The organism is Agromyces sp. NBRC 114283 (genome assembly GCF_030268405.1).
Classification (GTDB): Bacteria; Actinomycetota; Actinomycetes; order Actinomycetales; family Microbacteriaceae; genus Agromyces; species Agromyces mediolanus.
The window spans coordinates 1,793,005-1,815,051 of record NZ_BSQP01000001.1; the positions used below are offsets into that span (position 1 = coordinate 1,793,005).

The window sequence follows — 22,047 nt, forward strand, 5'->3', positions numbered from 1 at the left end:
GCCCACGGTGAAAGCGCATATCCCGCGCGAAACTCTCAGGCTCATGACAGAGGGGGAGTTCTCACGCGGCATCCGCCGCGCGTCTCGACGATCGAGGAGAACTCGTGTCCGATTCCGGAACCACCCCCGAAGAGCGCCGCAGCCCGCTCGACGCCGTGCACCGCGCCGCGGGCGCCTCCTTCACGGACTTCGCCGGCTGGCAGATGCCGGTGCGGTACTCCAGCGACCTCGCCGAGCACCACGCGGTGCGCGAGCACGCGGGCCTCTTCGACCTCTCGCACATGGCCGAGATCTCCCTGATCGGGCCGGGCTCCGCCGAGGCGCTCGACCACGCCCTCGCCGGCAATCTCTCGGCGATCGCCGTGGGCCAGGCGAAGTACTCGCTGCTGCTCGCCGAGGACGGCGGCATCATCGACGACCTCGTCGTCTACCGCACGGGGGAGGACCGCTTCCTCGTCGTCGCCAACGCCGCGAACCGCGACGTCGTCGCCGCCGAGCTGATCGCCCGCGCCGAGGGCTTCGAGACCTTCGTCTCCGACGAGAGCGACGACATCGCCCTCATCGCCCTGCAGGGCCCCGACGCGCTCGCCGTGCTCCTCGAGACGCCCGGACTCGGCGTCGAAGGGCCCGGCAACGACCAGGAGGACTTCGACCGGGCCATCACCGAGCTGAAGTACTACCGCTCCTTCCCGGCCACGTTCGAGGGTGAGCCCGTGCTCGTCGCCCGCACCGGTTACACCGGCGAGGACGGCTTCGAGCTCTACCTCGCGCCCGAGCTGGCGCCGAAGCTGTGGGAGGCGCTCGCCGAGACCGGCGGGCCCCGCGTCGTGCCGTGCGGCCTCGCGAGCCGCGACACGCTGCGCCTCGAGGCGGGCATGCCGCTCTACGGGCACGAGCTCGGCCGAGGCATCCTGCCCGCCCAGGCCGGTCTCGGTCGCGTCGTCTCCTTCGCCAAGGAGGCCGAGTTCATCGGCCGGGCGGCGGCCGAGCGCGGCCCGGCCGAGGACGCTGCCGTGCTCGTCGGCCTCACCGCCGACGGCCGGCGAGCCCCCCGCGCCGGCTACGAGGTCTACGACGGCGAGTCCGCCGAGGCCCGACGCGTCGGCGAGATCACGAGCGGGGCGCTCTCGCCCACCCTGGGCCACCCCGTCGCGATGGCCTTCGTGGCGCCCGAGCTCGCCGAGCCCGGCACCGCCCTCTTCGTCGACGTCCGCGGCACCCGCATCCCGGCGACCGTCGTCGCCCTCCCCTTCTACCGACGCGCCTCCTGAGCCGGCCTCCCGCCCGAGCACGGGCGAGCCGGCCGCAGGCGACACGACGAGCCATCCACCGACCCCACCACCGAGGAGCCCCATCATGACCGACGTCACCGCACTGCAGTACACCGAAGAGCACGAGTGGGTGAAGGTCGACGGCGACACCGTCGTCATCGGCATCACCGACTACGCCGCCGAGAAGCTCGGCGACGTCGTCTACGTCGACCTGCCCGCGGCGGGCACCGCCGTCAGCGCGGGCACCGTCGTCGGCGAGATCGAGTCGACCAAGTCGGTCGGCGAGCTCTTCGCCCCGATCGACGGCGAGGTCGTGGAGGCGAACCAGGCCGTCATCGACTCCCCGGAGCTCGTCAACAGCGACCCGTTCGGCGAGGGCTGGCTCATCAAGCTCTCCGCGCCCGAGCTGCCGACGCTCATGACCCACGCCGAGTACCGCGCCTTCGTCGGCGAGTAAGGACCCCAGCGCCCGATGAGCACCACCTCGACGTTCGACCTCGACGCCTTCGGGCGCCGCCACATCGGCACCACCGCCGACGACCAGCAGCGTATGCTCGCCGAGCTCGGCTACGACTCGCTCGACGAGCTGATGTCGGCCGCCGTGCCGGCCTCGATCCGCATGGGCGAGGTGCTGAACTCCGCCATCCCGGCCGCGGCGACCGAGCGCGAGGCGCTCGCCGAGCTCGCGGCGCTCGCCGCGCAGAACACGGTGCGCACCTCGATGATCGGGCTCGGCTACTCGGGCACGATCACGCCGGCCGTGATCCAGCGCAACGTGCTCGAGAACCCGAGCTGGTACACGGCGTACACGCCGTACCAGCCCGAGATCAGCCAAGGCCGGCTCGAGGCGCTCATCAACTTCCAGACGATGGTCGAAGACCTGACCGGGCTCGACATCGCCAACGCCTCCATGCTCGACGAGGGCACCGCGGTCGTCGAGGCCATGCTCCTCGCCCGGCGCGCATCGAAGTCGCCGTCGAACCGCTTCGTCGTCGACGCCGACGCCCTCCCGCAGACCAAGGCGCTGCTCGCCTCGCGATCGACGGTGCTCGGCATCGAGCTCGTCGAAGTCCCGCTGGCCGAAACGAGCGACGTCGCCGCGCTCGGCGAGCACTTCGGCGTCTTCGTGCAGTACCCCGGCGCCTCGGGCCGGGTCTGGGACCCGTCGGCCGTGCTCGCCGCCACGAAGGCGCAGGGCGGCCTTGCCGTCGCCGCCGCAGATCTGCTCGCCCTCGCCGTGCTCACGAGCCCCGGCGAGCTCGGCGCCGACGTCGCCGTCGGCACCTCGCAGCGCTTCGGCGTCCCGATGGGCTTCGGCGGACCGCACGCCGGCTACATGGCCGTCCGCAAGGGCCTCGAGCGCCAGATGCCGGGCCGGCTCGTCGGGGTCTCCGTGGATGCCTCGGGCGCGCCCGCCTACCGGCTCAGCCTGCAGGCGCGCGAGCAGCACATCCGCCGCGAGAAGGCGACGTCGAACATCTGCACCGCCCAGGTGCTGCTCGCCGTGATGGCGTCGATGTACGCGGTCTACCACGGCCCCGCCGGTATCCGGCACATCGCGGTCTCGACCGCGCAGAAGGCGGCCGCGCTCGCCGAGGTGCTGACCGGCTACGGGCTCACGCTCGCGAGCGACGCCTACTTCGACGCGATCGAGGTGCACGTGCCCGGCCTCGCCAAGAACGTCGTCGCCCGCGCCCGCGAGCTCGGCGTGCACCTCTGGGAGACCGACGAGGCGACCGTGCACGTCGCGGTCGACGAGACGACTACGGAGGCGGAGCTCGCGCTCGCAGCCCGGGCCTTCGGCCTCCCCGAGGAGACCGTCGTGCCGGTCGACGTGCGCGCCCTGCCGGCCGGGCTCCCGGCGGGCCTCGCCCGCACGAGCGGCTACCTCACGCACCCGGTCTTCAACACGCACCAGTCCGAGACGCAGATGATGCGCTACCTGAAGACCCTCGCCGACCGCGACTACGCGCTCGACCGCGGCATGATCCCGCTCGGCTCGTGCACGATGAAGCTGAACGCCGCGACCGAGATGCAGGCCGTCACCTGGCCGGCCTTCGCGAACCTGCACCCCTTCGCGCCGGAGGCCGACGTCGTCGGCAGCCTCGGGCTCATCGAGCAGCTCGAGAGCTGGCTCGCCGAGGTCACGGGCTACGACACCGTCTCGCTGCAGCCGAACGCCGGCAGCCAGGGCGAGCTCGCCGGCCTCCTCGCGATCCGCGGCTACCACGACGCGAACGGCGAGCACGAGCGCGACGTCTGCCTCATCCCCTCGAGCGCGCACGGCACGAACGCCGCGTCCGCGGTGCTCGCGGGCATGCGCGTCGTCGTCGTCGCGACCGACGAGCTCGGCAACGTCGACCTCGACGACCTGCGGGCGAAGATCGCCGAGCACGCGGCGTCCATCGCGGCGCTCATGATCACCTACCCCTCGACGCACGGCGTGTACGAGCACGAGGTGAAGGAGATCACCCAGGCGGTGCACGACGCCGGCGGTCAGGTCTACGTCGACGGCGCGAACCTCAACGCGCTGCTCGGCTACGCGCGCTTCGGCGACTTCGGTGGCGACGTCTCGCACCTGAACCTGCACAAGACCTTCTGCATCCCGCACGGCGGCGGCGGCCCCGGCGTCGGGCCCGTCGCGGCCAAGGCGCACCTCGCGCCGTACCTGCCCGGGCACCCGCTCGCCCAGCGCCCCGACCACGCCGGCGGCTTCGTGCACCAAGGCGGCCCGGTGTCGGCGGCGCCGTACGGCAGCCCGTCGATTCTGCCGATCTCGTGGGCGTACGTGCGGATGATGGGCGCGCAGGGGCTGCAGGACGCCACGGCGGCCGCGGTGCTCGCCGCGAACTACGTCGCCGCGCGGCTCCGCGAGCACTTCCCGGTGCTCTACACGGGCGAGCACGGGCTCGTGGCGCACGAGTGCATCCTCGATCTGCGGCCCCTCACGGCCGAGACGGGCGTGACGGTCGACGACGTCGCGAAGCGGCTGATCGACTACGGCTTCCACGCCCCGACGATGTCGTTCCCGGTCGCAGGCACGCTCATGGTCGAGCCGACGGAGTCGGAGGACCTCGCGGAGCTCGAGCGCTTCGTGGAGGCGATGGTGAGCATCAAGGCGGAGGCGGACGCCGTCGGACGGGGCGAGTGGCCCGCCGACGACAACCCGCTGCGGAACGCGCCGCACACGGCCGAGTCCGTCATCGCGGGGGAGTGGGCGCACCCCTACTCCCGCGAGCAGGCGGTCTACCCGGTGCGCTCGCTCGTGCGCAGCAAGTACTGGGCGCCGGTGCGCCGCATCGACCAGGCGTTCGGCGACCGCAACCTGGTCTGCGCGTGCCCGCCGGTGGAGGCGTTCGCCTGACGCGGAGCTGAGCTGCGGGGCGGATGTCCCGGGCGCGACGCGTCCGGGGCATCCGCCCCTGCCATTCGGCGCTGCGCGGGTCTAAACTGAGGAACATTCACACGCGGAGGTGTCGGATGCTCCCCATGGACGCCCTGCTCGGGGTCGGGTTCATCCTCGTCGTCGTGGGCCTCGCGGTCGCGACGAGCGAGCGCTTCGGGCTGGACACCCGCGCCGGCCTCCTCGAGCGCCGCGACCCGGCGACGGCGAACGCGATGCGACGCGCGCAAGCGGTCCTCGAACTGCGGGGCGGGGGCTACGGCGACGAGTGCGTCGGCGCGGTCTGCACGCCGAGCCGACGGAGCTGGATCGACGGGGCCCGCGTGCGCGGCGCCGACACCGATCCCCGGGTCGAGGTCGCGGAGGAGCAACTCCCGCCGATGCCGGCGACGGTCGTCGCCCTCGCATCGGCGACGCACGTCCCCGGGGTCAGGCGGCCGGCGCCGCGAAGAGCCCCGGCCACCACGCGAGCGCCAGCGGATACCCGATGAAGGCCGCCATGTCGAGCACCCAGTGCGCGATCACGAGCGGCATCGTGCGCCCCCAGCGCACGTAGCACCAGCCGAACACGAGGCCCATCGCGACGTTGCCCGCGAACGAGCCGAAGCCCTGGTAGAGGTGGTACGTCCCTCGCAGCAGCGCGCTCGAGACGATCGTCGCCCACGGTCCCACGCCGAGCTCCCGGAGCCGCGTGAAGAGGTAGCCGACGACGATGATCTCCTCGGTGAGCGCCGCCTTCATCGCCGCGAGCACGAGGATCGGCACCGTCCACCAGTGGGTGTCGAGCGGGGCCGGCACCACGGCCACGGTGATCCCCATCGCGCGGCCCACGGCGTAGAGCGCGAGGCCGGGGATGCCGATGGCCGCGACCAGCGCGAGCCCGGAGGCCGCATCGCGCCCCGGTCGTGTGAAGTCGAAGCCGATGCGGCGGAACGGGCTGCGGCCGGGCCGCCACAGCAGATAGAGCGCGAGTGCGACGACGAACAGCCCGAAGAAGACGTCGAGGAACTGGTACGTGAAGTCGAGCCACTCGCGGCTCGAGCGGGACTGATTGATCGCCGCCGACTGCTCGGAGAGCGGCGTCGTGTCGGTCACCCGCGCGACGATCGAGACGATCGAGTAGACGGCGGACGCGCCGAGCGAGAGGCCGAGCACGATGGCGAGCTCGACTCGCATGCGACGGGCGGCTGGCATGCGATCATCTTCGCACGGCGTCACAGAACGCAAGATTCCTGCGCATACGCGTCGGAATGCGGCGCGTCGAGGGTCGCCAGGTTTCGCGTCGGTAACGGTTTGGCCGCGGAGTTTGCTTCGAGTGAGAGGACTCCTTAGCCTCGATTTACCAGCGCTCGGGCGCGGCCAGAAGCCGTGCCTGCATGCGCACATCTCACAGGAGGAACATTGAAGATCAAGAGAATCGGCGTTGCCGCCATTGCTCTTGCTGCGGCCGGGGCGCTCACGCTCACCGGTTGCACGAGCGGTTCGCCGTCGTCGAGCGGTGCTGCCGGCGACTCGTCGGCCATCATCACGACCAACGGTTCCGAGCCCCAGAACCCGCTGATCCCGACCAACACCAACGAGGTCGGCGGCGGCAAGATCCTCGACGCGATCTTCGCCGGTCTGGTGTACTACGACGCCAAGGGCGCCGTGCACAACGACGTCGCGGAGTCCATCGAGTCCGACGACGCCCAGAACTACACCATCAAGATCAAGCCCGACCTGAAGTTCACGAACGGCGACCCGGTGAACGCCGAGTCGTTCGTCAAGGCGTGGAACTACGGCGCGGCGCTCGACAACGCGCAGCTCTCGAGCTACTTCTTCGGCGACATCGAGGGCTTCTCGCTCGACGAGAACCGCCCCGAGCTCTCGGGCCTCAAGGTCGTCGACGACCTGACCTTCACGGTCGCGCTCGTGCAGCCCGAGTCGGACTTCCCGCTCAGCCTCGGCTACTCGGCGTTCTACCCGCTCCCCGAGTCGGCGTGGGAAGACCTCGACGCGTTCGGTGAGAACCCGGTCGGCAACGGTCCGTACATGCTCGACGGCGAGGGCGCCTGGAAGCACAACGAGGAGATCAGCCTCGTCACGAACCCCGACTACGACGGTCCGCGCAAGGCGCAGAACGGCGGGCTCGACATCATCTTCTACGCCTCGCAGGACGCCTCGTACGCCGACCTGCAGGGCGGCAACGTCGACGTCGTCGACCAGATCCCGGAGGCGGCGCTCGCCAGCTACGCCGACGAGTTCCCGGACCGCTCGGTCAACCAGGCCGCGGCGATCTTCCAGTCCTTCACCATCCCCGCGCGCCTGCCGCACTTCTCGGGTGAGGAAGGCCAGCTCCGTCGCGCCGCCATCTCGATGGCGATCAACCGCGAGGAGATCACCGACGTGATCTTCGAGGGCACCCGCACCCCCGCGCACGACTTCACCTCGCCCGTCATCGACGGCTACTCGGAGGACGTGCCCGGCTCGGAGGTCCTCGAGTTCAACCCGGAGAAGGCGAAGGAGCTGTGGGCCCAGGCCGACGCCATCGCCCCGTGGAGCGGCACCTTCCAGATCGCCTACAACGCCGACGGCGGCCACCAGGGCTGGGTCGACGCCGTGTCGAACCAGCTGAAGAACAACCTCGGCATCGACGCGTCGGGCAACCCGTACCCGACCTTCGCCGAGGCGCGCACCGAGATCACCAACCGCACCATCCAGACCGCGTTCCGCAGCGGTTGGCAGGCTGACTACCCGGCGCTGTTCAACTTCCTCGGGCCGCTGTACGGCACCGGTGCCGGTTCGAACGACGGTGACTACTCGAACCCCGAGGTCGACGCCCTCCTGAAGGAAGGCCGTGCGGAGACCGACATCGACGCCGCGAACGAGAAGTTCCAGCAGGTCCAGGAGATCCTGTTCAAGGACCTCCCCGCGGTCCCGCTGTGGTACTCGAACGTCAACGGCGCGTGGAACGACACCGTGGACAACGTGGAGTTCGGCTGGAACTCGGTTCCGCTGTACTACCAGATCACCAAGGCTGCGGAGTAGTTCCCAGCCTGCGACGACTCAGGGTTAGACTCTGAGGCGCCCGTGGGGCGGCGGTCATCAGACCGCCGCCCCACACCCACGTATCCTGCGGTGTCGCGATCGGCGTAGCATCGTAGGGCGACTCCACAACGGTGAGGTTTCTTCCAATAATGTCCACAACCGCAGAAGCCGAGGCCTGATCCATGGCCGGCTACATCCTGCGCCGACTGCTGCAGGCGATCCCTGTCTTGCTCGGCACCACCTTCCTGATCTACTTCATGGTCTTCGCCATGCCGGGCGACCCCGTCGTCGCCCTGTTCGGTGACAAGACCCCGCCCCCACAGGTCCTCGAGGCGGTGCGCGAGCGCTACAACCTCGACAAGCCGTTCATCGTCCAGTACCTGCTGTTCCTCGGCGGCATCTTCCGCGGCGACTTCGGCATCTCCTTCTCGGGCGAGCCCGTCTCCGACATCCTGGCCCGCACCTTCCCGGTGACGCTCCAGCTCGCCGCGATCGCCACGGTGTTCCTCGCCGTCGGCGGCATCCTCATCGGGCTCATCTCGGGCCTGCGCAAGGGCGGCATCTTCGACGCGAGCGCGCTCGTGGTGAGCCTCATCCTCATCTCGCTGCCGATCTTCGTCGTCGCCTTCACCGCGCAGTACATCTTCGGCGTCCAGCTCGGCTGGTTCAGGACGACCGTGGGCTCCGGAGCGCCGATCCAAGACCTGATATTGCCGGCGATGGTGCTGGCGACGGGAAGCTTCGCGCAGATCGTCCGACTGACGAGGGCGTCGGTCATCGAGACGGACGGCCAGGACTTCGTTCGCACCGCCGCGAGCAAGGGCCTGTCCCGGCGACGCATCGTCCCCGTGCATATCCTGCGCAACTCGCTCATCCCGGTCGTGACCTACATCGCCGTGGACTTCGGCGTGCTCATGGTGGGCGCCACCGTGACCGAGGGCATCTTCAACGTGCCCGGCGTCGGTCGCACCCTCTACCAGGCGATCATCCGCGGGGAGGGACCGACCGTCGTCTCCTTCGTGACCGTCATGGTGCTGATCTACCTCATCGTGAACCTCCTGGTGGATCTGCTGTACGCCGTTCTCGACCCGAGGATCCGCTATGTCAAGTAACACCCGATCCACCCAGCAGCATTACGTCGCCCCGGTCGAGGAGACCCCGCTCGTCGCCATCGACGCCGTCAAGGCCGAGGGCAAGCCCTCGAACCTCTGGCGCGACGCCTGGGCCGACGTCCGCCGCCGCCCCATGTTCTGGATCTCCGCGGCGATCATCCTGCTCGTCGTCGTGGTCGCCCTGTTCCCGGGCCTGTTCACCCAGGTGCCGCCGAACAACGACTGCCAGCTCTCGAACAGCAACGCCGGCCCCGCGCCCGGGCACCCGCTCGGCTTCACCAAGCAGGGCTGCGACATCTACTCGCGCATCATCCACGGCACCTCGACCTCGCTGTCGGTCGGCCTCATCGTGACGGTGCTCGTGGCGGTGCTCGGCATCCTGTTCGGCGCCTTCGCCGGCTTCTACGGCGGCTGGGTCGACTCGGTGCTCTCGCGTCTCGGCGACATCTTCTTCTCGATCCCCTACATCCTCGCGGCCGTCGTCGTCATGTCGGTGCTCTCGAAGTACGCGAGCATCTGGACGATCGCGTTGGCGATCGGCATCTTCGCGTGGCCGGCCACGGCGCGTGTGCTGAGAGCCGAGATCCTGAGGGTGAAGAACTCCGACTTCGTCATGGCGGCCACCGCCCTCGGCGTCTCCCGGTTCCGCATCCTGCTCCGGCACGTGCTGCCGAACTCGATCGCCCCGGTCATCGTGATCACCACCATCTCGCTCGCCTCGGCGATCGTCGCGGAGGCGACCCTGTCGTTCCTCGGCGTCGGCCTGCCGTCGAGCATCATGTCGTGGGGCAACGACATCAGCCAGGCGCAGCGCGACCTCCGCACCGCGCCGCAGACGCTGATCCTCCCGTCGATCGCGCTGAGCGTGACCGTGCTGAGCTTCATCATGCTCGGCGAGGTCGTCCGCGACGCGCTCGACCCGAAGGCGAGGGCACGTCGATGACCGAGATCGAGACCCAGAAGACGATCGGAAGCTCCGTGCCCGAACCCCGTACCGACGACGAGCGACCCCTGCTCGAGATCAAGGATCTGAAGGTCGGCTTCAAGACGCAGACCGGCATGGTCACCGCGGTCGACGGCGTCGACATCACCCTCTACCGCGGGCAGAGCCTCGCGATCGTGGGGGAGTCCGGCTCCGGCAAGTCGACGACCGCGCACGCGATCATCAACCTGCTGCCGGGCTCCGGCGAGATCACCGGCGGCCAGATCCTCCTCGACGGGCAGGACCTGACCAAGGCGACGAAGCACGAGATGGAGTCCATCCGCGGCCGCAAGGTCGGCTTCGTCCCGCAGGACCCGATGTCGAACCTGAACCCGGTCTGGTCGATCGGGTTCCAGGTCGAGGAGGCGATCCGCGCGAACGGCATCGCGAGCGAGCGCAAGGCCGTCAAGGCGCGCGCGATCGAGGTGCTGAAGGAGGCCGGCCTCCAGGACGCCGACCGCCGTCTGAAGCAGTTCCCGCACCAGTTCTCGGGCGGTATGCGCCAGCGCGTGCTCATCGGCATGGGCCTTGCGGCGAACCCGCAGCTGCTCATCGCAGACGAGCCCACCTCGGCGCTCGACGTGACGGTGCAGCGGGTCATCCTCGACCACCTCGAGTCGCTCACCCGCGAGCTCGGCACCACGCTGCTGTTCATCACGCACGACCTTGGCCTCGCCGCCGAGCGCGCCGAGCAGCTCGTCGTGATGTACAAGGGCCGCGTGGTGGAGTCGGGCCCGTCGCTGCAGATCCTGCAGAACCCGCAGCACCCGTACACGCAGCGCCTCGTCGCCGCGGCGCCGAGCCTCGCTTCGCGCCGCATCCAGGCCACCGGCAGCATCAAGGCCGCCGAGGACTCGATGGGCGAGGACGCCGCGTCCGCGGCCGGTGAGGCGATCGACCTGATCGCCACGGCGGAGGCCCGGGCGGAGGCGCTCGAGACCGCCGCCGCGCAGCCGCCGGCGATCGTCGTGGAGGACCTGACCAAGGTCTACAAGATCCGCGGCACGGGCGACTTCACGGCCGTCGACAGCGTCTCGTTCCAGATCGCGAAGGGCACCACCACGGCGCTCGTCGGCGAATCGGGTTCGGGCAAGTCGACCGTCGCGAAGATGCTGCTGAAGCTCGAGGACTCGACCTCCGGTCGCATCCTCGTCGGCGGCGCCGATCTCGCGAACGTGCGCGGCAAGGAGCTCTTCGCGCTCCGCAGCCGCATGCAGCCGGTCTTCCAGGACCCGTACGGTTCGCTGAACCCGCTCCGCAACATCGGCAACACGATCGGCGAGCCGCTGATGACGCACAAGGTGGGCACCAAGGCGTCGCGCCGCGAGCGCGTGTTCGAGCTGCTCGACCAGGTCTCGCTGCCGCGGACCCTCGTCGGCCGCTACCCGAACGAGCTCTCCGGCGGTCAGCGCCAACGCATCGCCATCGCGCGTGCGCTCGCGCTGAAGCCCGAGATCGTCGTGCTCGACGAGGCCGTCTCGGCCCTCGACGTGCTCGTGCAGGCCCAGATCCTGCGCCTCCTCGCCGATCTCCAGGCCGAGCTCGGGCTCACCTACCTCTTCATCACGCACGACCTCGCGGTCGTGCGGGTCATCGCGGACAACGTCTGCGTGATGCAGAAGGGGCGCATCGTCGAGGCCGCGACCACCGACGAGGTGTTCGAGAACCCGCAGCAGCAGTACACCAAGGACCTGCTCGCCGCGATCCCGGGGGCGAACATCCCGCTCGGCGTCTGATCCGATCCGTTCGAGGGCCCGGCCGGTGTCAACCGGCCGGGCCCTTCGGCGTCCCGGCGTGGAGTCTGGGAACCGCGTGCCGAGGCGTTCTCCAGCGTGCGATACGATGTCAGGCGGCCGAGTCCGGCCGATCATCCACCGACAGGAGCTTTCCTTCATGGCGCTCGCCCACCGCACCGATCTGCGCAACGTCGCGATCGTCGCCCACGTCGACCACGGCAAGACGACGCTCGTCGACGCCATGCTCAAGCAGACGAACTCCTTCGCGGAGCACGCGCACGTCGACGATCGCGCCATGGACTCGAACGAGCTCGAGCGCGAGAAGGGCATCACGATCCTCGCCAAGAACACGGCGGTGGAGTACAACGGCGTGCACGCGACGGACGGCCCGGTCACGATCAACGTCATCGACACCCCCGGCCACGCCGACTTCGGCGGCGAGGTCGAGCGCGGGCTGTCGATGGTCGACGGCGTCGTGCTGCTCGTCGACTCCTCCGAGGGGCCGCTGCCGCAGACCCGCTTCGTGCTCCGCAAGGCGCTCGAGGCCCGCCTGCCGGTCATCCTCCTCGTGAACAAGACCGACCGCCCCGACGCCCGCATCGCCGAGGTCGAGGAGGAGAGCCACGATCTGCTGCTCGGCCTCGCCAGCGACCTCTCCGACGACGTGCCCGACCTCGACGTCGACGCGCTGCTCGACGTGCCCGTCGTGTACGCCTCCGGCAAGGCCGGCCGCGCCTCGCGCAACCGTCCTGCGAACGGCGAACTGCCCGACAACGGCGACCTCGAGCCGCTCTTCGAGGCGATCCTCGAGCACGTCCCGGCGCCGAGCTACGACGACGAGGCTCCGCTGCAGGCCTGGGTCACCAACCTCGACTCCTCGCCGTTCCTCGGCCGTCTCGCGCTGCTGCGCGTCTTCAACGGCCGCATCAAGAAGGGGCAGACGGTCGCCTGGGTACGCCACGACGGCAGCCACTCGAACGTGCGCATCACCGAGCTGCTGAAGACGAAGGCGCTCGAGCGCTTCCCCGCTGAGGACGCCGGTCCCGGCGACATCATCGCCGTCGCGGGCATCGAGGACATCACCATCGGCGAGACGCTCGCCGACCCGGAGGACGTGCGCCCGCTGCCCGCGATCCACGTCGACGACCCCGCGATCTCGATGACGATCGGCACCAACACCTCGCCGATCGTCGGCAAGGTGAAGGGGCACAAGCTCACGGCCCGCATGGTCAAGGACCGGCTCGACCGCGAGCTCATCGGCAACGTCTCGCTCAAGGTGGTCGACATCGGCCGTCCGGACGCCTGGGAGGTGCAGGGCCGCGGCGAGCTCGCCCTGGCGATCCTCGTCGAGCAGATGCGCCGCGAGGGCTTCGAGCTCACGGTCGGCAAGCCGCAGGTGGTCACCAAGCAGATCGACGGCAAGGTGCACGAGCCCTTCGAGCACCTCACGATCGACGCCCCCGAGGAGTACCTCGGCGCGATCACGCAGCTCCTGGCCGCTCGCAAGGGCCGCATGGACAACATGTCGAACCATGGCACCGGCTGGGTCCGCATGGAGTTCATCGTCCCGAGCCGCGGCCTCATCGGCTTCCGCACCGAGTTCCTCACGATCACCCGCGGCACGGGCATCGCGAACGCGATCTCGCACGGCTACGAGCCGTGGGCCGGCACCATCACGACGCGCAACAACGGCTCCATCGTCGCCGACCGCGCCGGGGTCGTCACCCCGTTCGCGATCATCGCGCTGCAGGAGCGCATGTCGTTCTTCGTGAACCCGACCGAGGAGGTCTACGAGGGCATGGTCATCGGCGAGAACTCGCGCGCCGACGACATGGACGTGAACATCACGAAGGAGAAGAAGCTGACGAACATGCGTTCATCGACGGCCGACACCTTCGAATCGATGACGCCGTCGCGCCAGCTCACCCTGGAGGAGTGCCTGGAGTTCGCCCGCGAGGACGAATGCGTCGAGGTCACGCCCGAGAAGGTGCGCATCCGCAAGGTCGAGCTCGACGCGACCGCTCGTGCGCGCGCCGCCTCGCGTCTCAAGAAGCAGGCCTGATCCGGGATTCCAGGGGCGCAGCACCGGATGCCGCGGGCTTCGGCCCGCGGCATCCGTCGTCTCCGGGCGGGGCGCTTCGACGGGCTCAGCGGAGCAGGGAGTCGGGATGCCTCGCTGGGACTTCTCCACAGGGTCCATGCATTCGGATGAAGCTTTCAGGGAACCCCGCGTACGGTAGCCGAGGCCCCCTGATAAAGATTCGATAACGAACGCACGAACCCGATACGAAACGCATGACGACTCCCCCTGCATCCCGCGGCCGCCGCGCGGCCGCTCGGCCGGCTCGACGCCGCCGCACCAGCCCCCCGCCCGCCAAGCGCCTCCTCGCGACGCTCGGCATGACCTTCGCCGGCGGCATGATGGTCGCGACCAGCCTGCCGGCGCTCGCGGTCACCGCGACCTCCACCGAGCCGACCGCCTCGGTCTACGCGCCCGTCGTCGACGTGCTCGCGCCGAAGGTCCAGGAGCTCGAGGTCGGCGACGGCGTCATCGCCGCCGACGTGGCCGTCGACGAGTTCACCGCCGTGGCGGCGCCGCCGCCCATCGCCTCCTCGGTCGCCGGCTTCGGCACCGTCGAGATCCAGCGCACCGACGCCATCGTCTGGCCGGTCACCAACCCCGGTCGGATCAGCGACGGCTTCGGCCCGCGATCCGCCCCGTGCGCGGGCTGCTCGACGTTCCACAAGGGCGTCGACTTCATCCCCGGGGTCGGCACGCCCGTCATGTCGATCGCCGACGGCGTGGTCGTCACGGCGACGGAGAACGGCGGCGGCCTCGGCGTGAACGTCGAGGTGCAGCACAACATCGACGGCGAACTGCTGACGAGCTCCTACTCGCACATGCAGTTCGGTTCGCTCGAGGTGGCGACCGGCGACCGCGTGACCGCCGGCCAGCAGCTCGGCAAGATCGGCTCCACCGGCCAGTCGACCGGCCCGCACCTGCACCTCGAGATGTACGGGTCAGACGGTGCGCGCTTCGACGGCATGGCCTGGCTGAGCGCTCGGCTCGGCTGAGCCCTCGGCGGGACGGGGCGCTGTTCAGCGCCCGGTGAAGTCCGGCTCGCGCTTCTCGAGGAAGGCGGCGACGCCCTCCCGCATGTCGTCCGTGCGGAACGCGTCGCGGAAGCCCTCGATCTCGAGCAGCGTCGCGGTCGCGGTCGGCGTGCCCGCCGCGCCCACGAGCACCCGCTTGGCGAGGCCCACCGCCGTGCTCGAGTTCCGGCCGATGAGCTGCACGGTCTCGCGCGCGCCGGCGAGCAGCGCCTCGCGGTCGTCGAAGCGTCGCGTCACGAGCCCGACCCGCGCAGCCTCCTCGACGTCGAGCTGCCGTCCGGTGTAGATGAGCTCCTTCGCGAGGGCGGGACCGACGGCGCGGGGGAGCCGCACGGTGCCGCCGAAGCCCGGGATGAGCCCGAGGTGCACCTCCGGCTGGCCGAAGCGCGAGGCCTCGGTCGCATAGATGAAGTCGCAGGCGAGCGCCAGCTCGAGCCCGCCGCCGAGGGCGTAGCCGTCGACGCAGGCGATCACGGGCAGCGGCAGCGCCTCGATGGCCGCGGCCACGGCGTGCCCGTGCTCGGCGGTCTGCGCGCCCTCATCAGGCGTGAGCCCGGCCATCGCCGAGATGTCGGCACCCGCCACGAACGCCCGGCCGCCGGCGCCGACGAGGAGCACGCCGGCGAGGTCGCCGGGGTCGGCGGCCAGCTCGGCGATCACCTCGGCGAGCGCATCGAGGACCTCGGGGGAGAGCGCGTTGAGCGCCTTCGGTCGATCGATGGTGACGATCGCGGTCCGTCCGTCCCGTTCGAGCCGCACCACCGGTGCGGTGCCGCCCTCGCCCGTCGCTGCGCCGTCGTCGCTCGTCATGCCGCCTCCCACTCGCCCCGGCCGGGGCCTCCCGCCACACGCTACGCCATGTCCGAGGCGCAGGGTCGGCGGTAGACTCGGCGCATGTCCGCCGCGTATCCTCGTCTCCGTCTCGGCCTGCTCGCCGCCACCGCCCTCGTCGCGGCGACCGCGCTCACCGGCTGTTTCGCGAATCCGGTCGAAGACCTCGTGAACCAGGGTATCGAGGGCGCGGTCGAGGAGGCCACGGGCGGCGACGTCTCGCTCGGCGGCGAGCTGCCGGCGGACTTCCCGGCCGAGGTGCCGCTGCCCGAGGGCGAGATCGTCTTCGCCGCGGGCACCGCGGGCGAGGGCTGGATCGTCACGATGACGTCCGCGGCCGCCGACCCGGTCGCCGAGGCGGCCGCCGCCCTCGAGGGCGCCGGCTTCACCGTCGACACGACGCTGTCGGGTACCGACGCCGGCGCCTCGGTCTACACGAACGAGAAGTACCTCGTGGTCGTCGCGGGCGACGGCGAGAACGTGGCGTTCACGGTGACGGCGAAGCCGCAGTGACCGAGCACGCGGCACCGGCGTCGACCTGGAGCCGGGTCGGCGGGCTCCTCCTCGCGGCGCTGATCGGGCTCGTCTACGGCGCCGTCGCCACGATCGGGCACCGCCAGAGCCTCGAACTCGGCGGCGTCGTCGTCCCCTGGGGGCTTGTCGCCGGTCTGCTCGGGGTGGCCGCGCTGCTCCTCGGCATCCGACTCGTGGCCGGCGGCCGCTGGGCCGCCGCGGCGGCGGGCGTCGGCATCATCGCGATCGTCGCGCTGCTCTCCCTGCCGGGCCCCGGGGGGTCCGTGCTCATCGCGAGCGGCCTCGTCGGCACCGTCTGGTCGGTGGGACCTGCGCTCATCGCCGTCCTCATCATCGCCTGGCCCTCGCTGCCGCAGCGTCGTCGGCCGCAGCTCGCCGCCGTCCCCGCGTCCTCCGGTGACGCCGCGACCGCGCTGTGACCCTCGGGCCCGCTCTAGACTGAATCGACCGTTTCGAAGGGACGAGCCGTGACGTATGTGATCGCGCTGCCGTGCGTGGACGTGAAAGACCGCGCCTGCATCGACGAATGCCCCGTGGACTGCATCTACGAGGGCGAGCGGTCGCTGTACATCCATCCCGACGAGTGCGTCGATTGCGGCGCCTGCGAGCCCGTCTGCCCCGTCGAGGCGATCTACTACGAGGACGACCTGCCCGACGAGTGGGCCGACTACTACAAGGCGAACGTCGAGTTCTTCGACGAGATCGGCTCACCCGGCGGCGCCGCCAAGGTCGGCGTCATCGCGTACGACCACCCGATCGTCGCGGCGCTGCCGCCGCAGGCGCACTGAGCATGGCGCGGGGCGAGCTTCCCGACTACCCGTGGGACCTGATGGCCCCCTACCGCGAGACCGCGGCGGCCCATCCCGGCGGCATCGTCGACCTCTCGATCGGATCGCCGGTCGACGAGACCCCCGCCGTCGTGCGCGAGGCGCTCGCGGCCGCGACCGACGCGCACGCCTACCCGACCACGGTCGGCACCGATGAGCTGCGCGCCGAGATCGTGCGCTGGTTCGCACGCCGACGCGGCGTCACCGGCCTCAGCGAGGCGAACGTGCTGCCGACGATCGGCTCGAAGGAGCTCGTCGCGTTGCTGCCGTTCCTCCTCGGGCTCGGCGAGGGCGACGTCGTCGTCCACCCGAAGGCGGCCTACCCGAGCTACGAGATGGGGGCGGTGCTCGTCGGGGCGACGGCGATGGCCGCCGACGACCCCGCGGAGTGGCCGGCCGAGACGAAGCTCATCTGGCTGAACAGCCCGGGCAACCCCGACGGCCGCGTGCTCGGCCTCGACGAGCTGCGGGCCGCCCGTGCCCGCGCCCATGAGCTCGGGGCGGTCATCGTAAGCGACGAGTGCTACGCCGAGCTGGGCTGGGAGGGGGAGTGGGCCGAGACCCCCGTGCCCTCGCTGCTGGATCCGCGGGTGATCGGCGACGACCGCCGCAACACCCTCGCGATCTACTCGCTGTCCAAGCAGTCGAACATGGCCGGGTACCGCGCGGCGTTCGTCGCGGGCTGCCGCGGCGTCGTCTCGCGCATCACGACCGTCCGCAAGCACGCCGGTCTCATGGTGCCCTTCCCGCTCCAGCAGGCGATGGTCGCGGCACTGCGCGACGAACGGCACGTCGTCGAGCAGAAGGAGCGGTACCGGGCGCGCCGGGAGCAGTTGAAGCCGGCGCTCGAGGCGGCCGGCTTCCGCATCGACCACAGCGAGGCCGGGCTCTACCTCTGGGCCACCGAGGGGCGCGACGCCTGGGAGAGCATCGAGCGGCTCGCCGGCCTCGGCATCCTCGGTGGACCGGGGCATTTCTACGGCGTGCACTTCCCGCAGCACGTCCGGCTGTCGCTCACCGCGAGCGACGAGCGCATCGCGGCGGCGGCCGCTCGTCTGCGCGGCTGACGCGCTGATCCACAGTCGATTGTCGGCATTCTCCAAGGATCCGGCGATGCTTTGGCGGGTGCGACAGTGTGCTCCGAGCGCGTCTAGGCTGTACTCGGGCAGCGGCCGCCAACCGGGCTGCACCCTTGAAGGCAGGTGACCGCACCATGACGATCACAGGAGGCGCCGTGACCGACGTCGTGAACTCCGCGGCCGGGCAGAACCCCGCGACCGCGACGCTGAACTACCCGGGCGGCACCGCCGAGTTCCCGATCACCCCTGCGGTGCAGGGCAGCGCCAGCATCGACCTCTCGACGCTCACGCGGCAGACCGGGCTCACCGGGCTCGACTACGGCTTCGTGAACACCGCGTCGACCCGCTCCGAGATCACCTACATCGACGGCGAGCAGGGCATCCTCCGCTACCGCGGATATCCGATCGAGCAGCTCGCCGAGCACTCGACCTACCTCGAGGTCGCCTGGCTGCTGATCTACGGCGAGCTGCCGACGGCCGATCAGCTGGCCGACTTCGACGACAAGGTCCGCCGGCACACGCTGCTGCACGAGGACCTGAAGCGCTTCTTCTCTGCGCTGCCGCACACGGCGCACCCGATGTCCGTGCTGTCGAGCGCCGTCGCCGCGCTGTCCACGTACTACGAGGGCTCCTCCGACCCGCACGACCCCGACCATGTCGAGGTCACGACGCTGCGACTCCTCGCGAAGCTCCCGGTCATCGCCGCCTACGCGCACAAGAAGAGCGTCGGCCAGGCGTTCCTCTACCCCGACAACTCGCTGAACTTCGTCGAGAACTTCCTGCGGCTCAACTTCGGCAACATGGCTGAGCCCTACGTGCTCGAGCCCACGCTCGTTCGCGCGCTCGACCGCCTCCTCATCCTGCACGAGGACCACGAGCAGAACGCCTCGACCTCCACAGTGCGGCTCGTCGGCTCGACCGGCGCGAACCTGTACTCGTCGATCTCGGCCGGCATCCAGGCGCTCTCGGGCCCGCTGCACGGCGGCGCGAACGAGGCGGTGCTGCAGATGCTCGCCCGCATCCAGGACTCCGGCGAGGGCGTCGCGAAGTTCGTCGAGCGCGTGAAGCGCAAGGAGGACGGGGTGAAGCTCATGGGCTTCGGGCACCGCGTCTACAAGAACTACGACCCGCGCGCGAAGATCGTCAAGGAGTCGGCCGACGCCGTGCTCGAGAGCCTCGGCGTGAACGACCCTCTCCTCGACATCGCGAAGGAGCTTGAGCAGTTCGCGCTGCAGGACGACTACTTCAAGGAGCGCCGGCTCTATCCGAACGTCGACTTCTACACCGGCGTCATCTACAAGGCGATGGGCTTCCCGACGCGCATGTTCACGGTGCTCTTCGCGATCGGCCGGCTGCCCGGCTGGATCGCGCACTGGCGCGAGATGAACCTCGACCCGCAGACGAAGATCGGCCGTCCGCAGCAGCTGTACACGGGGGCGCCCGAGCGTCGCTACCCGGGCGCCTGAGGCTCCGTCGCTCGAACGCCGGCCGCGTGTGACGCGGCCGGCGTTCCGCGTTTCCGCCGCGGCTCAGCCGACCGGACGGAGGGTCAGGGCGTCGACGGATGCCGCAGCCACCGCCTCCGGCGAGTACGTCCACGGGCGCTGCTCGCCCCGCTGCCAGAGCGGGGCCTGATCGTCGTAGTTCCGGTGGAAGGCGTGCCCGGACGCCCCGGTGAGGTTCACCCAGGTGGAGCCGTCGAAGTCGGCGAGGTCGACCACCATGCGCATCGAGGGCACCCAGTCGACGCCGTAGCCGAGCGAGGCATCCCAGCCGATCGCGTTGACGATCGCCGAGCCGCCGCCGAGCCGGAACGGGCCGCGGTTGAAGAGCCACTCGATCGGCGCGATGCCGGACTCGCCGAAGCTCTGGTTCGTGAGCGTCAGGGTGTGCAGCTCGCCCCAGCTCCACCGCTCGGGGTTCGAGCCGAGCAGGCTTCGCACCTCGGACCAGGCAGTGCCGAGGGCGTCCGCGATCATCGCGTCGCGGCCGTTCACCCCGCGCTGCTCGTCACTCCACCAAGGCGACTCCGGGTCGCTGAGGAGTGTGGCGACGACGCTGAACCAGCGGTCGCCGCCGACCGGGCGCGTGCCCTCGGGGAGCTCGCCGAACATGTCGTCGAGCAGGGTGCGCCAGAACACCGCGAAGTAGGCGGCCTGACCGCTGTCCGCGTCGGCATGCGCATCCCAGCCGGCGAGGTAGTCGGCGCCGGCCTTCGCGTCCCCCGTCAGCTGCAGCTCCGCGATGAGCGGGAGGAACGCCTCGGCGTTCGCGTCTCGGGTGTCGAGCTGGATCGCGGCGAGGTCCTCGGCGCCGAGCTTCGCGCCGCCGTCGAGCGCTTCGGCCAAGCGGCGTTCGATGCCGTCGGCGCGGTAGCCGAGATCCCAGTCCGCGGTGAGGAAGGGGCCGTCGGCGGTGACGGCGTTGTTCGCGGTGACGATGACGCCGCGCTCGGGGTTGAGGAGCGAGGGGAGCTCCTCGAAGGGGACGGCGCCGGCCCAGCGGTTCGCACTCGTCCAGCCCGGCAGGGGCACCGTGCCGTCGCCCGCGGTGCGGATCGGGATGTCGCCGGGGGCCTGGTAGCCGATGTTCCCATCGACGTCCGCGTAGACGAGGTTCTGACTCGGCACGTCGAAGAGGGCGGCGGCCTGCCGGAATCCCGCCCAGTCCTGTGCGCGATTCAGGGCGAAGATCGCCTGCGCCGTGCGGCCCGGGGTGAGCGCCGTCCACTCGAGCGAGAGCTCGATGGACCCCGTGCCCGCATCCGCCGCATCGGCTGACTCGGCGATCCGCGCGAAGCTCTCGCCGATCCCGGTGACGAGGGGGCCGCGGCCGGTCGAGCGCACGGTCACGACGACGGGGTCGCCGCCGGCGACCTCGATCGTCTCCTCGCGGAGTTCGAGCGGATGCCGGACCCCGTCGAGCTCGTACTCGTCGCCCTCGACGCGTTCGAGGAACAGGTCGGCGACGTCCGGGCCGAGGTTCGTGAACCCCCAGGCGATGCGGTCGTTGTGCCCGATGACGACACCGGGCAGCCCGGAGAAGGTGTATCCGGCCACGTCGTATCCGCAGCGATCCGAGCGTTCGGCGCAGCGCAGCCCCATCTGGTACCAGATCGACGGCATCGCGGGCCCGAGGTGCGGGTCGTTCGCGAGGAGCGGGAGCCCCGACTCGGTGTGCACGCCCGAGACGACCCAGGAGTTGGACCCGATCTCTCCGCCCGCCGGACCGAGCAGCTCGGGGAGGCCGTCGAGCGCGCCGCGGAGTTGGCGCAGGGCGGCGGCGGCCTCGTCGGTACGCCCGTCCGAGGCATCCGCCGGGCTTGCGCCGATGGGCAATGGCTCGCCGCTGGACGCGGGAGCGGCCGATGCGGCCGGCCCGCCGACGATGGTGGGCATCGACCCGAAGGGGAACCCCGGGTGGAGCCGGGCGACCTCTTCGGGCGGCAGCTCCGTCGCGAGCAGCGCCCGATCGATCTCGTCCTCGAGGTTGCTGCGGAGGTCCCAGGCCATCGCCTTGAGCCACGCGATGGAGTCGACGGCCGTCCACGGCTCGGGGGAGTAGCCCGGGTTCTGCAGGCCGAGCACCGCGTACTCGAGCGAGAGCTCGGCGCCGCTGCGCTCCGCGAGGTAGGCGTTCACGCCGTCCGCGTAGGCGTCGTAGATCGCACGGGTGCCCTCGTCGAGGAGCGCGTACTCCTGCTCGGCGACGCCTCGCCAGTTCAGGGTGCGGATGAAGGTGTCGGTCGGCACCTGCGAGGCGCCGAAGAGCTCGGCGAGCCGGCCGGCGGTGACGTGGCGGCGGAAGTCCATCTCCCAGAAGCGGTCCTGCGCGTGCACGTAGCCCTGGGCGAGGAAGAGGTCGTGGTCGCTCGTCGCGACGATCGTCGGCACGCCGGCGTCATCGCGCTCGACGGTGACCTCGGCCTCGAGCCCGGGCACGTCGACGGTGCCGCTCGTCTGCGGGAAGGAGCGCTGCACCGTCCACCAGCCGACGCCCCAGCCGGCGCCCGCGAGGACGAGCACGGTCACGAGCAGCCCGATGAGGAACTTCAGCAGACCCGAACGACGGGTCCGCGGTGCATCCGTGCCCAATGCCACTCCCTCGTGACGCGCATGACGGCGGCCGCCA

General features: G+C 70.5%; 18 protein-coding genes. 15 read left to right on the plus strand and 3 right to left on the minus strand.

The annotated features are described in order from the left end of the window. The first annotated feature begins 104 nt into the window (after window positions 1-104). The 4 genes from gcvT to QSJ60_RS08710 all read left to right on the plus strand — a co-directional run bounded on the left by gcvT (window position 105) and on the right by QSJ60_RS08710 (window position 5,165). Window positions 105-1,271, plus strand: coding sequence for a glycine cleavage system aminomethyltransferase GcvT (gene gcvT, locus QSJ60_RS08695; RefSeq protein WP_285463335.1), 1,167 nt, complete (start codon window positions 105-107; stop codon window positions 1,269-1,271). Between the two features lie 85 nt (window positions 1,272-1,356). Beyond that, window positions 1,357-1,728: a glycine cleavage system protein GcvH gene (gene gcvH / locus QSJ60_RS08700; RefSeq protein ID WP_189084555.1), complete on the plus strand. Its 372-nt coding sequence runs from the start codon at window positions 1,357-1,359 to the stop codon at window positions 1,726-1,728. Between the two features lie 15 nt (window positions 1,729-1,743). Next, window positions 1,744-4,635: an aminomethyl-transferring glycine dehydrogenase gene (gcvP, locus tag QSJ60_RS08705; protein ID WP_285463336.1), complete on the plus strand. Its 2,892-nt coding sequence runs from the start codon at window positions 1,744-1,746 to the stop codon at window positions 4,633-4,635. 125 nt (window positions 4,636-4,760) lie between these two features. Next, window positions 4,761-5,165: a hypothetical protein gene (locus tag QSJ60_RS08710; protein WP_230766220.1), complete on the plus strand. Its 405-nt coding sequence runs from the start codon at window positions 4,761-4,763 to the stop codon at window positions 5,163-5,165. Here QSJ60_RS08710 and QSJ60_RS08715 read toward each other — a convergent pair. Further along, window positions 5,104-5,868 carry a CPBP family intramembrane glutamic endopeptidase gene (locus QSJ60_RS08715; RefSeq protein WP_285463337.1) on the minus strand — a complete coding sequence of 255 codons (765 nt, stop codon included), beginning with the start codon at window positions 5,866-5,868 and terminating at the stop codon, window positions 5,104-5,106. The two genes, QSJ60_RS08710 and QSJ60_RS08715, sit on opposite strands and share 62 nt — an antisense overlap. Before the next feature lie 207 nt (window positions 5,869-6,075). Between QSJ60_RS08715 and QSJ60_RS08720 the strand changes: the two genes are divergently transcribed. The 6 genes from QSJ60_RS08720 to QSJ60_RS08745 all read left to right on the plus strand — a co-directional run bounded on the left by QSJ60_RS08720 (window position 6,076) and on the right by QSJ60_RS08745 (window position 14,606). Continuing rightward, window positions 6,076-7,701, plus strand: coding sequence for a peptide ABC transporter substrate-binding protein (locus tag QSJ60_RS08720; protein WP_189084559.1), 1,626 nt, complete (start codon window positions 6,076-6,078; stop codon window positions 7,699-7,701). Between the two features lie 182 nt (window positions 7,702-7,883). Further along, on the plus strand, window positions 7,884-8,813 hold the full coding sequence (locus QSJ60_RS08725) for an ABC transporter permease (RefSeq protein WP_189084560.1): 930 nt from the start codon (window positions 7,884-7,886) through the stop codon (window positions 8,811-8,813). Beyond that, window positions 8,803-9,756, plus strand: a complete 954-nt coding sequence (locus tag QSJ60_RS08730) for an ABC transporter permease (RefSeq protein WP_230766214.1) — start codon at window positions 8,803-8,805, stop codon at window positions 9,754-9,756. The genes QSJ60_RS08725 and QSJ60_RS08730 overlap by 11 nt, the downstream gene beginning before the upstream one ends. Then, window positions 9,753-11,531 carry a dipeptide ABC transporter ATP-binding protein gene (locus QSJ60_RS08735; RefSeq protein WP_189084562.1) on the plus strand — a complete coding sequence of 593 codons (1,779 nt, stop codon included), beginning with the start codon at window positions 9,753-9,755 and terminating at the stop codon, window positions 11,529-11,531. Before QSJ60_RS08730 ends, QSJ60_RS08735 begins: the two co-directional genes overlap by 4 nt. 157 nt (window positions 11,532-11,688) lie before the next feature. Beyond that, on the plus strand, window positions 11,689-13,593 hold the full coding sequence (typA, locus tag QSJ60_RS08740) for a translational GTPase TypA (RefSeq protein ID WP_230766212.1): 1,905 nt from the start codon (window positions 11,689-11,691) through the stop codon (window positions 13,591-13,593). Window positions 13,594-13,826: 233 nt separating this feature from the next. Further along, window positions 13,827-14,606, plus strand: coding sequence for a M23 family metallopeptidase (locus QSJ60_RS08745; protein ID WP_230766209.1), 780 nt, complete (start codon window positions 13,827-13,829; stop codon window positions 14,604-14,606). A gap of 24 nt (window positions 14,607-14,630) precedes the next feature. On the opposite strand, the gene QSJ60_RS08750 is transcribed toward QSJ60_RS08745, so the two are convergent. After that, the gene (locus tag QSJ60_RS08750; protein WP_285463339.1) at window positions 14,631-15,455 is read right to left on the minus strand and encodes an enoyl-CoA hydratase/isomerase family protein; all 825 of its coding nucleotides are present in this window, start codon (window positions 15,453-15,455) and stop codon (window positions 14,631-14,633) included. Between the two features lie 84 nt (window positions 15,456-15,539). On the opposite strand from QSJ60_RS08750, the gene QSJ60_RS08755 reads away from it, so the two are divergent. The 5 genes from QSJ60_RS08755 (at window position 15,540) to QSJ60_RS08775 (ending at window position 19,382) form a co-directional block, all read left to right on the plus strand. Next, a complete protein-coding gene (locus tag QSJ60_RS08755) occupies window positions 15,540-15,989 on the plus strand; it encodes a hypothetical protein (protein ID WP_230766205.1) in 450 nt (149 codons plus the stop codon). Continuing rightward, window positions 15,986-16,429: a hypothetical protein gene (locus QSJ60_RS08760; RefSeq protein WP_285463340.1), complete on the plus strand. Its 444-nt coding sequence runs from the start codon at window positions 15,986-15,988 to the stop codon at window positions 16,427-16,429. The genes QSJ60_RS08755 and QSJ60_RS08760 overlap by 4 nt, the downstream gene beginning before the upstream one ends. A gap of 48 nt (window positions 16,430-16,477) precedes the next feature. Then, on the plus strand, window positions 16,478-16,798 hold the full coding sequence (gene fdxA, locus QSJ60_RS08765; RefSeq protein WP_189084568.1) for a ferredoxin: 321 nt from the start codon (window positions 16,478-16,480) through the stop codon (window positions 16,796-16,798). 2 nt (window positions 16,799-16,800) lie between these two features. Then, window positions 16,801-17,904 carry a succinyldiaminopimelate transaminase gene (gene dapC, locus QSJ60_RS08770; RefSeq protein WP_230766202.1) on the plus strand — a complete coding sequence of 368 codons (1,104 nt, stop codon included), beginning with the start codon at window positions 16,801-16,803 and terminating at the stop codon, window positions 17,902-17,904. Window positions 17,905-18,050: 146 nt separating this feature from the next. Beyond that, entirely contained in the window at window positions 18,051-19,382 is a 1,332-nt protein-coding gene (locus QSJ60_RS08775; protein ID WP_189084570.1) for a citrate synthase, read from the plus strand. Window positions 19,383-19,445: 63 nt separating this feature from the next. On the opposite strand, the gene QSJ60_RS08780 is transcribed toward QSJ60_RS08775, so the two are convergent. Beyond that, the gene (locus QSJ60_RS08780; RefSeq protein WP_502871381.1) at window positions 19,446-22,016 is read right to left on the minus strand and encodes a penicillin acylase family protein; all 2,571 of its coding nucleotides are present in this window, start codon (window positions 22,014-22,016) and stop codon (window positions 19,446-19,448) included. Between the last annotated feature and the right edge of the window lie 31 nt (window positions 22,017-22,047).